The following is a 13,474-nucleotide window of genomic DNA, read 5'->3' as shown; positions in this document are numbered from 1 at the left end:
ACCTTGTGCCCCAGCACCCGCGCCCCCTCGGCGACCCGCTGACGGATGTTGATCAGCTGAATCTCATACGCGTCGACCACGTCGATGTCCGGATGGGCGGCGGTCAGCGGCGCGATCGGCTCGCGGCTCCGCTCAGCCTGCGCCAGCTGGACAGCCAACTGGCGGCGTAATTCCCTGCTAAGCACGAGAACTGGTTTCCTCACCATGGGCAGGCGAAGTCATTGCCTTGGCGTCCATCCCGCCGAGTGGGCCGGTCCCGATCTCGGCGTTATGGGCATGTGCGAAGTGGTGAAGACCGAAGACAGCCTCCATGCCGTTGCGTAATCCCATGTGGTCTTCGCATTGGTTGACGGCTCGCTTGGCCAGGGCGAGCCCGAATTGGGGCATCGCCGCAATACGCGTTGCAAGGCTGAAGGTTTGGTCTCGCAGTCGCGGCCGGGGGACGACTCGATTGACCATACCGATTTCGTAGGCGCGCTGTGCGCTGAACCTCTCGCCTGTGTACAGGATCTCCTTGGCAAACCTGGGCCCGAGCACCCAGGGATGTGCGAAGTACTCGACGCCCGGAATGCCCATGCGGACAACGGGATCACTGAAGAAGGCATCATCGGCGGCAACGATCAGGTCGCAGGCCCAGGCCAGCATCAGTCCACCGGCCACACACGCGCCTTGCACCATCGCAATAGTGGGTTTGGGGATCTCGCGCCACCGTCGGCACATCCCGAGGTAAACCTCCGCCTCCCGCGCAAAACGTTGGTCGCCGGCTGGCTTGTCAACGTGGTCCCACCACAACACCGCCCGATTCTCGTAGCGCACATTGTGGTCACGTTCGGGGGTACCGATATCGTGGCCGGCGCTGAAGTGCTCGCCGGCCCCGGCCAGCACGATCACCTTGATGTCGTCATCGTTGACTGCGCGGCTGAACGCGGCATCCAGGGCGTAGGTCATCGCCGAGTTCTGCGCATTGCGGTAGCGCGGACGGTTCATGGTGACCACAGCGACCCCGGAAGTCACTTCATAGGTGACCACCTCGTCTACATCTGGCGTGTCCATGTTGATGCCTTCCGTCATCACGCATTCCGGTTCGGACCATCATCAGCGCAGTCGACCCGCAGACAGGTAGTCGGTGTCCATACACCGGGAGTCATCTCGCTCACAGCTGGTGGGATGCACCCCAGCAATCAGTGCGGCACCGCCACGTCACTCGGAGCATCCCGACTGTCGGGAAACCGAACCGGTACAAGCACCCTGATCCCGTAGGGTCAACGCGATGCGCTACTCCTGCCGCTTCGAGCGGACATCCGCCGCGTCAGCGCAAATCGTTTATGACCTGCTCACTGACGTCGCGCGATGGCCGCAGTGGTTAGACGGTGTACGGGCCGCCGACTGGGAGTACCCAGGAACGGCCGGCTCCCGGATAGGGGCTATCCGCCGAATCACGGTGAGCGGCTTGACCATGCGGGAGAAGATCCTCGTTGCCGATCGGCCGTACCACCACGCCTATACCATCCTGTCGGGAATCCCCGTCACCGATCACCGCGCCGATGTTCACATATCCACGACCCCTAGCGGATCTCGCATCGTGTGGAAGGCGACGTTTCGTCCACGCGTCCCGCTCACGGGGCCGCTGATCTGGCTGATGCTGCGCGCGAGCATGCCCACAATGGTGACCGCTCTAGCCCGGGGGGCCGAATCGCAACCGACGTAACACCGTGCCGGTGATCATGAATTGCAACCGGTCTCGGCTACAGGATCAAGATGGCCCAAAGCCAGTTACGGCCAGCCTCCTTGGTCGTTGCACGCAGCCCGATGACACGCTGGGTTTGGTGCCCCACGGGCGGACAGAATTAGGCCGTCGTCTTCGCATCGCCGATCACCGCTACCCGCACGGGCGGACCGGTGAGCGAAAGTCGTTGATGTCAGCCGCTCGCCGCGCGGGCGACGGGCGTTAGGCTGCACGATCTACATGCGCACCAGGGTGAACGGGTACGTGTAGGTTCCCGCCGGCGACCCGTTGCAGCCGGAGGAGAACGAGGAGTCCAAAGAGCCAGCAAGGGTGGACGCATCCCATGCGTAGACGTCGTGGGTGGGTATGACGGGGCCGTAGTAGATGTCACCACAGCGCAGACCGTCGGGAACGTCGACACTCAAGGTATAGCGGCCATCGGCGAGCCGAGCGCTGCCGTTGTACTCGAATGCCCTTGCTACCGGTTGGGGTATCGCGCTCACGCGGACACAGTCACCGCTGCACGACGAAATCGCCCAGATCCAGGTATGGAAGTCATACCTGCCGGTGATCAAAAGCTGGTAATTGCCGGTTCGCATCTCCGCGTGGGCCACGGGCGCGAGCCCTAAGGCCGCCGGCGCCAGGCAGAGGCCCAGTATGAGCGCCTTCAAGTTCGTTCCATTCTGCTTGGGGCCGAGGATCAGACAACATGCCGTTACCCACCGCAATGGCGGACTGCTCATGGCGGGGCCGCCGGGTTCGGCTCACATATGCGAGCCGCCGTCGACACGGACTTCGGTGCCGGTGATGAAATAGGCGTCGGGGCAGCCCAGCATGGCCACCACGGCGGCTACGGCGTCCGGTCTGGCGAAGATCGCGCCGTCGGCCAGTGGAAGCACGGGCTGAACCTTGCCGAACAGGGAAAAGTCGACGTCAGCGGGTAGGCCCGGGCCGATGCTCTGCTTCGATTCTCCTGTGCCATCGGTCATTCCGGAGGAGATCGAACCCGGCTGCACCGAGTTGAACCGGATTCCCTCTCTGCTGAACTCCATGGCCAACGCATGTGTCATCGCCTGAATTCCGCCCTTGGATGCGGCGTAGGCCGACATATAGGGGTGAGCGAAGGCCGCCGAGGTGGAGCTGAAGTTGACCACCGCTGGACCGACGCCCTGGCGTAGGGCCGGGATCGCCTCGCGGGTCATCAGGAAGGTGCCGACCAGGTTGATCCGGAGCACCTGCTCAAAATCGGCCGCGGTGGTGTCCAGGAAATGGGCCGAGCGCAGAATGCCCGCCGCGTTGACCAACGTGTCGAGACCTCCCAGCGCTGCGAGCGCCCGGCCGACACCGTCGCGGACGGACTGCTCGTCCCCGACGTCCAACGTCACCGTGGCGAGTCGGTCCGCATACGTGTCGGCCTTCGCCACCGTGTCCTTCAACCCGGACTCGCTGATGTCGGCGGCCACGACTCGTCCGCCTTCCTCGAGCACGCGCAGCACAGTTGCCTGTCCGATGCCCGAGCCACCCCCGCTGATCAAGACGCGGCGATTCGCATATCTCTGAGGACTGTTCACAACGGGGATGGTGCTCCGCGGAATCGACAATGTCAGCCGCGTGTCCCGGTGGGTGGTCCTCTCCTCGGCGCGAACGGCCCGGTATGGACCCGGTTCGGGTGCCCTCGCGCGGGGATCCGCAGCGATGGATAGGCGTCCCGGTAAGCGGGACATCGTGTGGTCCACGTCTCACCCGACTGGGAGGGTTCTGCTCGACGCAGCTCGGACCGATGTGGTGCAGGGCGTGACCCGAGCTGCGATGTCTGCTGTCGATGAGGTGAAGGAGCCACAGCCGGTGATCACGAAGGCGCCCGACCGCTGGTCGCCGGGGCTTTCGTCGTTTGGCGCCAAGCTGGCCGGGCCCATGCAGGCTATCGGGGGGCTGGCCGCGATGGCGGCCGATGCGGCGAAGTTCGCTGTCCGCAGGCCATTTCAGGGACGAGAATTCCTGGACCAGTCGTGGTTTGTCGCGCGCGTCTCGCTGATGCCCACGCTGCTGGTAGCCATTCCGTTTACCGTGCTGGTCAGCTTCACGCTCAATATCCTGCTGCGCGAGCTGGGTGCGGCCGACCTTTCGGGGGCGGGTGCGGCCTTCGGCGCGGTCACCCAGGTCGGCCCCCTGGTCACGGTGCTGATCGTGGCCGGCGCCGGCGCCACGGCGATGTGCGCCGATCTGGGTTCGCGCACCATCCGCGAAGAGATCGACGCGTTGGAAGTGTTGGGAATCAATCCCGTTCAACGACTGGTTACCCCGCGCATGCTGGCATCGGGACTGGTGGCACTGCTGCTCAACAGCGTCGTCTGCATCATCGGCATCCTGGGTGGCTACACGTTCTCGGTGTTCGTCCAGGACGTCAACCCGGGTGCATTCGCAGCGGGCATCACGCTGCTGACCGGGGTGCCAGAATTGATCATTTCCTCGGTCAAAGCGCTGCTGTTCGGTCTCATCGCCGGCCTGGTGGCCTGCTACCGCGGGCTGACGATCACCGGTGGCGGCGCCAAAGCTGTGGGCAACGCCGTCAACGAGACGGTGGTATACGCGTTCATGTCGCTGTTTGTCATCAACGTCGTGGTGACGGCTATCGGTATCCAGATGACGGCGAAGTAGGCAGACGGTGACGCTGCGAGCGGCATATCCGGGCCTGGCCCGAGAAATCAACAGACCGATCACGGCGTTGACCGGCATCGGTGACCACGTCGCGTTCTACGGGAAAGCGATCGCCGGGGCCCCGTTTGCGGCCACCCGCTACCGGCGAGAAATCATCCGCTTGATCGCCGAAATCAGCATGGGCGCTGGCACCTTGGCGATGATCGGCGGGACAGTGGTCATCGTCGGGTTCCTCACCTTGGCGACGGGTGGGACGCTGGCTATCCAGGGATACAGCTCGCTGGGCAACATTGGCATCGAGGCGTTGACCGGCTTTTTGGCCGCGTTCATCAACGTCCGTATCTCGGCGCCGATTGTCGCTGGCATCGGCTTGGCGGCCACCTTCGGCGCCGGCGTGACCGCCCAACTGGGCGCCATGCGCATCAATGAGGAAATCGATGCGCTCGAAAGTATGGGGATCCGGCCCGTTTCCTACCTAGTGAGCACACGGATCGTCGCCGGGATGTTGGCGATCACGCCGCTGTACTCGATCGCGGTCATCTTGTCGTTTGTGGCTAGCCAATTCACCACCGTGGTCGTGTTGGGGCAATCCGGTGGTCTCTACGGTCACTACTTCTCGACCTTTCTGAACCCGACCGACCTCTTGTGGTCATTTCTGCAGGCGATCCTGATGGCCTTGGCCATCCTGTTCACCCACACCTACTACGGCTACTTCGCCAGCGGGGGACCCTCGGGTGTCGGGGTCGCAGTGGGCACTGCGGTGCGCACTTCCCTGATCATCATCGTGTCCGTCACCCTGCTGGTTTCGCTGGCCATATACGGCGCCAACGGCAATTTCAACTTGTCGGGCTAGGGGAAGAAAGCTGATGTGGAACAACGCAGTCCGCCCCTTGCTAGGTCTGGCCACCGTCGGGGTGATAGGCGCGATCGTCGCTGCCACCGTCGTGTTGTTTGAAGGCGGTGCCATCGAATCGGTACCGGTCACGGTGCTGTCGCCCCGGGCGGGACTGGTGATGAACCCCGACGCCAAGGTGAAGCTGCATGGTGCACAGGTGGGCAAGGTCTCCTCGATCGACAACCTGCCCGACGGCCGGGCGGCGATTCACCTGGCGATCAATCCCTCCTGGCTGCACCTGATTCCCGCCAATACCGGCGTCGACATCGAGTCCACGACCGTCTTCGGGTCGAAATTCGTGCAACTCATCCCACCGCCCGATCCCTCCCCCCAGTCGCTGAAGGCTGGCCAGATCCTTGACTCCGAGCATGTCACCGTCGAAATCGACACCGTATTCGAGCAATTGGTGTCGGTGTTGTCGCAGATCGAACCCGCAAAGCTCAACGAGACCCTTGGCGCCCTCGCGCAAGCGTTCAGCGGTCGCGGTGACAAACTCGGCCACACCCTGGCCGATCTGGACACCCTGTTGACCAAGATCGACCCGAGCCTGACCTCCCTGAGCCACGAACTCTCCGTGGCCCCACAGGTGCTCAACGCCTACGCGGACGTGGCCCCCGACCTGGTCAAGACAATCCAGAACGCGACCCGGCTGAGTGACACCGTGGTCGACCGGCAGCGTGATCTGGACACCGCACTCATCAGCGCGATTGCGCTGGCCGACATCGGAAACGACGTCCTGGCCGGCAACGCGCAGGCGTTCACTGCCGTCCTTCATCTGCTGGTCCCCACCACGAACCTGACCAACAAATACAACCAGGCCATCACCTGCGCCCTGGGTGGCCTCAAGCCGCTGGCCACCGGTCCGCCCCTGCCCGTACCGGGTGTCCTGTTGCTGGATTCGTTTCTGCTGGGCACCGAACGTTACCGGTACCCGCAGAACCTCCCCAAGGTCGCGGCGACGGGCGGTCCGCAATGCATGGGGCTACCAGACGTGGGCTTCGGGCACCGCCCGCCCTACCTGGTCACCGACATTGATGCCAACCAGGCGCAGTACGGAAACCAGGGAATCCTGTTGAACTCCAATCGCCTCAAGCAATGGCTGTTCGGTCCGATCGACGGGCCGCCGCGCAACACCCCACAGATCGGGATGCCGGGATGACGGGCTCGGTTGGGACGACCGTCAAGTTTGGGGTGTTCGCGGTGGTGACCATTGTGCTGACGGCTGCCCTGTTCGCCATCCTCGGCCAGTACCGCACAGGTTCGACATATGGCTATTCCGCGGTGTTGAGCGATGCCTCCAGCCTGAAGGCCGGCGATTCGGTACGTGCCGCCGGGATCCGGGTCGGCACAGTCAACGATGTTGCGCTGCAATCGAATAACACCGTGCTGGTGAGTTTCGACGCGAACCGCGAGGTCAGGCTCACTACCAGCACGCGAATCGCGGTGCGTTACCTCAACCTGGTCGGGGATCGCTACCTTGACCTGCTCGACGCGCCCGGTTCTGCCGGGATTCAGCCGCCCGGATCGCGGATTCCGATAAGCCGCACCGAGCCGGCGCTGGATCTCGATTTGTTGTTGGGCGGGCTCAAACCGGTGATTCAGGGGCTCAACCCCCAATCGGTGAATGCGCTGACCAATTCGTTGATCCAGATTCTGCAAGGCAGCAGCGGCGATGTGGAGTCGTTGTTCGCCAAGACCTCATCGTTCTCCAATGCCTTGGCCGACAACGGGCAAGTGGTGCAGCAATTGATCGACAATCTCAACGAGGTGGTCGCCACGGTGGCCAAGGACGGCAGCAAATTCTCGACGACGGTCGGGCGCCTCGAGCGGCTCATCACCGACTTGTCGGCTGACCGTGATCCGATCGGAGACGCCATCACCGCGCTCGACAAGGGAACCGCATCACTGGCCGACCTGCTTACCCAGGCCCGTCCGCCGCTGGCCGGTACCGTCGACCAACTCAATCGGCTGGCTCCGTTGCTCGACAATGACAAGTCGCGGCTGGACCTCGCGCTGCAGAAAGCCCCCGAAAACTACCGCAAACTCGTGCGGTTGGGCGCCTACGGAAGCTTCATCAACCAGTACCTGTGCGGCATCTCCATTCGCGTCACCGACCTTCAGGGCCGCACGGCCGTCTTCCCGTGGATCACCCAAAACACCGGACGATGCGGGGAACCCTGATGCTGAAATATCGCGGCGCACAACTCATCCGGGCCGGATTCATCGCGTTCGTGCTGGTCACGCTAGTCATCATCATCGGCCTGCACCCCCAACAGCTGTTGTCGATGGCCACCTCCATTCGGTACCAGGCGCTGTTCACCGAGGCCGGAGGCCTAACTGCAGGCAACGACGTCCGAGTGTCGGGCGTGAAAATGGGAACGGTCTCCGACGTCACGCTCAGCCATGGCAAAGCATTGGTGACGTTTAGCCTCGACGCCAAGGTGCACCTGGGATCGAGCACCACGGCCCACATCAGGACGAGCACCCTGCTGGGTGCGCGGATGCTGGCCTTGGAGCCCGCAGGCACCGGCAGCATGCACGCCTCCGATGTCATCCCGGTACATCGGACGTCCTCGCCATACTCCCTGACCGACGCCGTCAGCGACTTCACCGCCAACACCGCCGCCACCGACACCGGCGCGCTCAACGCATCCCTGGACACCTTGGCCGAGACGATCGAGCGGATCACACCACGACTGGGGCCCACGTTCGACGGCCTGAGCAGACTGTCGCAATCGCTGAACAGCAGGAATGAATCGCTGGCCCATCTGCTCAAAAGCGCAGCCGACGTCACCGGCATCCTGTCGGAACGCAGCCAGCAGGTCAACACCATGTTGCTCAATGCCAACGACCTGCTCGGAGTTCTGAACCAGCGTCGCTACGCGATCGTCAACCTGCTGGCCAACACCTCGGCGCTGGCCCAGCAACTCTCCGGCATGGTGGCAGACAACGAGAAAGAACTGGCGCCCACGCTGACCAAACTCAACTCGGTCACCGCGATGCTGGAGAAAAACCGCGACAACATCGCCAAGGCGATCGTAGGTCTAGCCAAATACCAAGTAACCCAGGGCGAATCGGTCAACAACGGCTTCTATTACAACGCATTCGTCGGCAATCTGATCCCGGCGCAGGCCCTGCAACCGTTCCTGGACTACGCGTTCGGATTCCGGCGGGGCGTCAACGCGGGTCAACCGCCCGACAACGCCGGCCCGCGCGCGGAATTCCCCTGGCCGCACAACGGCATTCCCGGAGGACGATGATGGCAACCGGGGCGAACAAGGCGTGGTACACCAGGGCGCTGCTGGTGACATTGGTGGGACTTGTCGCTGCGGGCACGGCTTTCGTGGTACATGCCGAAGTCTTCGGGCCCAAGGTGATTACCGCATATTTCCGTTCCGCGACCGCCATCTACCCCGGCGACGAGGTGCGCGTGGTGGGGGTCAAGGTGGGCACCATCAAGTCCATCGAACCCCAAGGGACCCAGGCTAAGATGACACTGGCCGTCGACCGTGATGTGCCGATCCCGGCCGACGCCAAGGCCGTGATCGTGGCACAGAACCTGGTGGCGGCACGGTATGTGCAGCTGACCCCGGCTTACGAAGCCGCGGGAACCGGCGGTCCGACGATGGCCGATGGCGCGGTGATCGGCGTGGAGCGAACCGCGGTGCCCGTCGAGTGGGATCAGGTCAAAACGCAACTGATGCGGCTGGCCACCGAATTAGGTCCCGCAAGCGGCCTTTCCACCAGCTCGCTCGGGCACTTTATCGACAGCGCGGCCAATGCCATGGCCGGCAACGGCGACAAGCTTCGGCGGACGATCACCGAGCTGTCTCAGGTTGGGCGCATCCTCGCCGGCGGTAGCGGCAACATCGTCGACATCATCAAAAATCTCCAGACCTTCGTTACCGCCCTGCGCGACAGCAACGTCCAGATCGTCGAATTCCAGGACCGCCTCGCAACGGTGAGCAGCGTCGTGGACGGTAGCCGGTCAGACCTCGACGCCGCGCTGACCAATCTATCCTCGGCGGTCGGCGAGGTACGCCGATTCATCGCCGGAAGCAGAGACCAGGCCGCAGAACAGATTCAACGGCTCGCCAACGTGACGAAAAACCTCGCCGACAACCGCATGGCGGTGGAAAATCTTCTGCACGTGGCGCCCAACGCAATCGCCAACGGGTACAACATCTATAGTCCGGACTCCGGAACGGCACGGGGAGCCTTCGCCATGTCGAACTTCGCCAATCCGGTGGCACTGGTGTGCTCGGCGATCGGCGCGGTCAAGAATGCCACCGCGACCGAAACGGCGAAGCTGTGCGCCCAATACCTGGGCCCCGCACTGCGTTTGATCAACTTCAACTACCTGCCGATCCCGTTCAACGCCTATCTCGCCAAATCGCCGAGCCCGGACAACCTCGTCTACTCGGATCCGAACCTGATGCCCGGCGGGCCGGGCGGAGTCCCCCCCATCCCGACCGATCCACCCGCGGTGTCGGCGTACACCGGCGCGGGCGACATACCACCCCCTCCGGGATGGGAATTGCCTCCGGGTCCCCCGGGAATCTACGCCCCCAACGGATTACCCGCGGACCCGTCGCCGGCGTTGTTCCCCCGTGCGCCCATCCCACCGGGAGTGCCCCGGCCAGCCCCAGTGGCCCCCGGACCGGCCAACCTGCAGGACATGCTGCTGCCGGCTGGTCCGCAACCACCGCTGCCGGCCGCACCGCAGCCCGCCGGGGGCACACCATGACGGGATCGCGATCAACGCGTCGTCTGGCGGCGATCGCGTCATGGGTGGTGTTGACGGCGACCGGATGCGCCTTCGATGGCCTCAATTCACTGCCTCTGCCCGGCACTGTCGGGCGCGGCCAGGACGCGGTGACCTACCACGTCCAAATCGCTAACGTCGGCACGCTGGAATCCAATTCGCCGGTCATGATCAACGACGTCGTCGTTGGCAGCGTGGGCAAGATGACGCTGCGCGACTGGCACGCCGACGTGGATATCTCGGTGCGTCCCGACACCGTGGTGCCGGCCAACGCTATCGCCAGGATCGGCCAGACAAGTCTGCTGGGCTCGATGCACCTGGAACTGAACCCCCCACCGGGCGTGCCCGCGGCCGGCAGGCTCGCACCCGGGGCGACCATCGGTCTGCAACGCTCCTCGACCTATCCATCCACCGAGCAGACCCTGTCTTCGCTGTCAGTTGTCGTCAACGGTGGGGGACTGGGCAAGGTCGGCGGCCTCATCAACGAGTTCAACGCGGCACTGGGCGGGCGCGAGGACAAGATCCGCGATCTGCTGACGCATCTGAACGACTTCGTCGGTGTTTTGGATTCCCAGCGTGACAACATCAACGCATCCATCACGGCATTGAACGCCCTAGCCGGCACCCTGGCCGGACAAAGCGGCGTCATAACCCAAGCACTGCAACGGATTCCGCCCGCACTGGACGTTCTGATCAAAGAGCGGCCCAGGATCACAACCGCGCTGGAAAAATTCCGGGTGTTCAGCAACACCGCCACCGGATTGATCAATGCCACGCATGCCGATCTGGTCGCCAACCTGAAAAACCTGGAGCCGACGGTGCGCGCACTCGCCGACGTCGGCCCGAGCCTCGACACCGTCCTGGCCTTCGCGCCGGCCTACCCCTACCCGCAGAACTTCATCGACCGCGCGATCCGGGGCGACTACTTGAACGAGTTCATCACCTTCGACTTCACCATCCCGCGGCTGAAGAGGGGACTGCTGCTGGGCACACGATGGGGGCAGGAAGGAGCCACGCTGGTGCCCGCCCCGGGAGACCCCTGGTATGCCACCTTCACCAAGGATCCGCTCAACGCCCCCATCACGGCCCCGCCCAACGCGGTGGCCACGCCGCCCATGGCCGGTCCGCCGACGCCAGCCGGCGCCCCGCTGACCACCCAACAGCTCAGCCAGCCACCGATCCCGGCGCCCACCGACTTCGTGCCACAGGATGTGGGGGACCGCTGATGTTGACGCGCTTCGTCCGAATTCAGCTGACCATCTTCACCATCGCGTCGGTCATCGGGATGACCGTGATGATCGTCGAGTACCTGCAAGTGCCCACCCTGCTGGGCGTCGGCCGCATGCGCGTCACGCTGGAATTGCCGGGCACCGGCGGACTCTACCGGTTTTCCAACGTGACCTATCGAGGAGTGGAGGTCGGAAAAGTCACCGACGTCCGGCCCACCCGCGCCGGCGCCGTGGCCACACTGTCGTTGAACACCAGCCCAGAAATCCCGGCGGATCTGCGCGCAGAAGTGCTCAGCGTATCGGCGGTCGGAGAGCAATATGTGGACCTGCAGCCGGCGACGGCGGCAGGACCTTACCTACACGACGGCTCGATCATTCCCGCGGCACACACCTCGATCCCACAGGCCGTCGGACCGATGTTGGATCAAGTCAGCACACTGATCGACAGCGTCCCCAAGACCAAGATCAGCGGCCTGCTCAACGAAACGTTCAAGGCCTTCAACGGGTCCGGGTACGACGTCGGGTCGCTGCTGGACTCCTCGTCACAACTCATCGGCGACGCCAACGCCAACGCCGAGCGGTCACGCACCCTCATCGACGACAGCCGGCCCCTGCTCGACGGCCAGGCGCAGTCCGGCGACGCCATCCGCACGTGGGCACGCAGCCTCGCCGGCATCAGCCAACAACTTGTCGCCGACGACCACCAGACGCGGACGCTGCTGCGCGCGGCACCAGGGGCCGCCGATGAGGCGTCACGCCTGTTCAACCAGGTCAAGCCGACGCTGCCGATGCTCCTGGCGAACCTCACCACGCTGGGCCAGGTCGGTGTCACCTATCACCCCTCCCTCGAGCAGCTGCTGGTGTTGCTGCCGCCCACCATCGCCTCCACTCAGTCCTACGGCGCCCCCAAGAACAATCCCACCGGATTCTCGCTGGGCGACTTCACCCTTACCATCGGCGACCCGCCGGCCTGCACGGTAGGGTTCTTGCCGCCGTCGTCGTGGCGGTCACCGGAGGACACCACGGTGATCGACACTCCCGACGGCCTGTACTGCAAACTGCCGCAGGATTCACCCATTGGGGTGCGCGGCGCCCGGAACTACCCGTGCATGGGCCATCCCGGCAAGCGCGCGCCCACGGTCGAAATCTGCAACAGCGACAAACCTTTCGAGCCGTTGGCAATCCGCCAACACGTCCTGGGTCCCTACCCCATCGATCCGAACCTCGTCGCGCAGGGCGTTCCGCCCGATGACCGCGTCAGCTTCGGAGACCAAATCTTCGGACCACTCGAGGGCACCCCGCCGCCGGGACCGCTGCCGCCAGCGGCCGGCCCCGCGCCCGCGCCCCTGCCGGATTCGCCGCTGCCCGCCCCGGCCCCAGCGCCGCCACCTGACGGTTCCGAGGGGCCGCCCCCGGCTGCCGCGCCGAGTGCCTACACACCCGAGCGGGCCGGCCCATCGGTTGCCGTCGCAACTTATGACCCCCGAACCGGCCGGTACGCCGCCCCCGACGGCACCGTGTATCGGCAATCGGACCTGGTCCCCCACGCCGGTACGCGGTCCTGGAAAGACCTCTTCCCCACATGAGCAAGCGCACGCGCCCAGGTCTCCAGACCGCGGCCCTCATCGGCGCCGTCGTGATCGCGTCGCTGAGCACTGCGCCACCTGGCGACGCGGCCGGCGACTGGGGCCTGAACGGCACCTACACCGCGACATCGAACGGGGAGTGGGCCAAGACCAACGAAATCTTTCACAACGAGGCCAGCATCCGAAGCATCTGGACCATCAACACGACCTGCAGCTATCCCACCGAGTGCACCGGCACGGTAGTCAGTGACTGGGGCTGGCGAGCACCGATCTATCAAACCGGCGGTGTCTGGTTCGTCAAGCACATCGTCGACAACTGGCAGCCCTGCCCGGACGGAACCGCGTCTCAGGGATTCCAGGTCTTCAGGTTCGCCCCCACCAACCCCGACGGAGATGCCGTCGATCCAAGCTCGCCCGTTCTCACCGGCGCCGACGAGACGACCGGCGTCAGCGGCGCCTGCGGACGCAGTAAGACATGGTTCATCAGCATGCCGTTCAAGCTCGTCAAGGCGGGGTGAGGGTCGAGAATGAAACCGTCCATACCCCGGCAACCTGCGGGTCTTGTCGCATCCCCACGTTTGAAAACTCTTGCGGTGCGAGCGATCCTGCCCGCGG

Annotated in this window: 13 protein-coding genes and 1 pseudogene; 10 read left to right on the top strand and 4 right to left on the bottom strand. The window is 64.4% G+C overall.

Annotated elements, in window-relative coordinates; genetic code table 11:
- Positions 1-206 (bottom strand): annotated as a pseudogene (locus BST44_RS19710) (hypothetical protein); the annotation flags it as partial.
- Positions 178-1,053 (bottom strand): enoyl-CoA hydratase, encoded by an 876-nt coding sequence (locus tag BST44_RS19705; protein ID WP_083178787.1) that lies wholly within the window; start codon positions 1,051-1,053, stop codon positions 178-180. The gene BST44_RS19705 and the pseudogene BST44_RS19710, both read right to left, overlap by 29 nt.
- A 217-nt stretch (positions 1,054-1,270) precedes the next feature.
- On the opposite strand from BST44_RS19705, the gene BST44_RS19700 reads away from it, so the two are divergent.
- Positions 1,271-1,708, top strand: a complete 438-nt coding sequence (locus tag BST44_RS19700) for an SRPBCC family protein (protein ID WP_083178773.1) — start codon at positions 1,271-1,273, stop codon at positions 1,706-1,708.
- A gap of 254 nt (positions 1,709-1,962) precedes the next feature.
- On the opposite strand, the gene BST44_RS19695 is transcribed toward BST44_RS19700, so the two are convergent.
- Positions 1,963-2,325 carry a hypothetical protein gene (locus BST44_RS19695; protein WP_341865321.1) on the bottom strand — a complete coding sequence of 121 codons (363 nt, stop codon included), beginning with the start codon at positions 2,323-2,325 and terminating at the stop codon, positions 1,963-1,965.
- Positions 2,326-2,490: 165 nt separating this feature from the next.
- Positions 2,491-3,297, bottom strand: coding sequence for an SDR family NAD(P)-dependent oxidoreductase (locus BST44_RS19690; protein ID WP_083178772.1), 807 nt, complete (start codon positions 3,295-3,297; stop codon positions 2,491-2,493).
- Positions 3,298-3,535: 238 nt separating this feature from the next.
- On the opposite strand from BST44_RS19690, the gene BST44_RS19685 reads away from it, so the two are divergent.
- Genes BST44_RS19685 through BST44_RS19645 form a run of 9 tightly spaced genes read left to right on the top strand, consistent with a single transcriptional unit; the run spans position 3,536 to position 13,377 of the window.
- Positions 3,536-4,384, top strand: coding sequence for an MlaE family ABC transporter permease (locus BST44_RS19685; RefSeq protein WP_067926164.1), 849 nt, complete (start codon positions 3,536-3,538; stop codon positions 4,382-4,384).
- A gap of 7 nt (positions 4,385-4,391) precedes the next feature.
- Positions 4,392-5,237: an MlaE family ABC transporter permease gene (locus tag BST44_RS19680; RefSeq protein ID WP_083178771.1), complete on the top strand. Its 846-nt coding sequence runs from the start codon at positions 4,392-4,394 to the stop codon at positions 5,235-5,237.
- A 13-nt stretch (positions 5,238-5,250) separates the two neighbouring features.
- Positions 5,251-6,438, top strand: a complete 1,188-nt coding sequence (locus BST44_RS19675; protein ID WP_083178770.1) for an MCE family protein — start codon at positions 5,251-5,253, stop codon at positions 6,436-6,438.
- Positions 6,435-7,460, top strand: a complete 1,026-nt coding sequence (locus BST44_RS19670; RefSeq protein ID WP_083178769.1) for an MCE family protein — start codon at positions 6,435-6,437, stop codon at positions 7,458-7,460. The genes BST44_RS19675 and BST44_RS19670 overlap by 4 nt, the downstream gene beginning before the upstream one ends.
- Positions 7,460-8,539 (top strand): MCE family protein, encoded by a 1,080-nt coding sequence (locus tag BST44_RS19665; protein WP_083178785.1) that lies wholly within the window; start codon positions 7,460-7,462, stop codon positions 8,537-8,539. The genes BST44_RS19670 and BST44_RS19665 overlap by 1 nt, the downstream gene beginning before the upstream one ends.
- Positions 8,539-10,026 (top strand): MCE family protein, encoded by a 1,488-nt coding sequence (locus BST44_RS19660; RefSeq protein WP_083178768.1) that lies wholly within the window; start codon positions 8,539-8,541, stop codon positions 10,024-10,026. The genes BST44_RS19665 and BST44_RS19660 overlap by 1 nt, the downstream gene beginning before the upstream one ends.
- Positions 10,023-11,270 carry an MCE family protein gene (locus tag BST44_RS19655; RefSeq protein ID WP_083178767.1) on the top strand — a complete coding sequence of 416 codons (1,248 nt, stop codon included), beginning with the start codon at positions 10,023-10,025 and terminating at the stop codon, positions 11,268-11,270. The genes BST44_RS19660 and BST44_RS19655 overlap by 4 nt, the downstream gene beginning before the upstream one ends.
- Positions 11,270-12,859, top strand: coding sequence for an MCE family protein (locus BST44_RS19650; RefSeq protein WP_083178766.1), 1,590 nt, complete (start codon positions 11,270-11,272; stop codon positions 12,857-12,859). Before BST44_RS19655 ends, BST44_RS19650 begins: the two co-directional genes overlap by 1 nt.
- On the top strand, positions 12,856-13,377 hold the full coding sequence (locus tag BST44_RS19645; RefSeq protein ID WP_083178765.1) for an Rv2253/PknI dimerization domain-containing protein: 522 nt from the start codon (positions 12,856-12,858) through the stop codon (positions 13,375-13,377). The genes BST44_RS19650 and BST44_RS19645 overlap by 4 nt, the downstream gene beginning before the upstream one ends.
- Positions 13,378-13,474: the final 97 nt, after the last annotated feature.

Source organism: Mycobacterium scrofulaceum, from assembly GCF_002086735.1.
Classification (GTDB): Bacteria; Actinomycetota; Actinomycetes; order Mycobacteriales; family Mycobacteriaceae; genus Mycobacterium; species Mycobacterium scrofulaceum.
Note: the sequence above shows the minus strand (reverse complement) of the source record. Positions and strands in the feature narration are given on the sequence as shown.

Excerpts from the sequence above, each read along its gene's own strand:
- BST44_RS19660 (WP_083178768.1), top strand. The coding sequence starts at position 8,539 with ATGGCAACCGGGGCGAACAAGGCGTGGTACACCAGGGCGCTGCTGGTG.
- BST44_RS19645 (WP_083178765.1), top strand. The coding sequence starts at position 12,856 with ATGAGCAAGCGCACGCGCCCAGGTCTCCAGACCGCGGCCCTCATCGGC.
- BST44_RS19695 (WP_341865321.1), bottom strand. The coding sequence starts at position 2,325 with ATGCGAACCGGCAATTACCAGCTTTTGATCACCGGCAGGTATGACTTC.
- BST44_RS19650 (WP_083178766.1), top strand. The coding sequence starts at position 11,270 with ATGTTGACGCGCTTCGTCCGAATTCAGCTGACCATCTTCACCATCGCG.
- BST44_RS19665 (WP_083178785.1), top strand. The coding sequence starts at position 7,460 with ATGCTGAAATATCGCGGCGCACAACTCATCCGGGCCGGATTCATCGCG.
- BST44_RS19655 (WP_083178767.1), top strand. The coding sequence starts at position 10,023 with ATGACGGGATCGCGATCAACGCGTCGTCTGGCGGCGATCGCGTCATGG.
- BST44_RS19700 (WP_083178773.1), top strand. The coding sequence starts at position 1,271 with ATGCGCTACTCCTGCCGCTTCGAGCGGACATCCGCCGCGTCAGCGCAA.
- BST44_RS19670 (WP_083178769.1), top strand. The coding sequence starts at position 6,435 with ATGACGGGCTCGGTTGGGACGACCGTCAAGTTTGGGGTGTTCGCGGTG.
- BST44_RS19675 (WP_083178770.1), top strand. The coding sequence starts at position 5,251 with ATGTGGAACAACGCAGTCCGCCCCTTGCTAGGTCTGGCCACCGTCGGG.
- BST44_RS19705 (WP_083178787.1), bottom strand. The coding sequence starts at position 1,053 with ATGGACACGCCAGATGTAGACGAGGTGGTCACCTATGAAGTGACTTCC.
- BST44_RS19685 (WP_067926164.1), top strand. The coding sequence starts at position 3,536 with ATGTCTGCTGTCGATGAGGTGAAGGAGCCACAGCCGGTGATCACGAAG.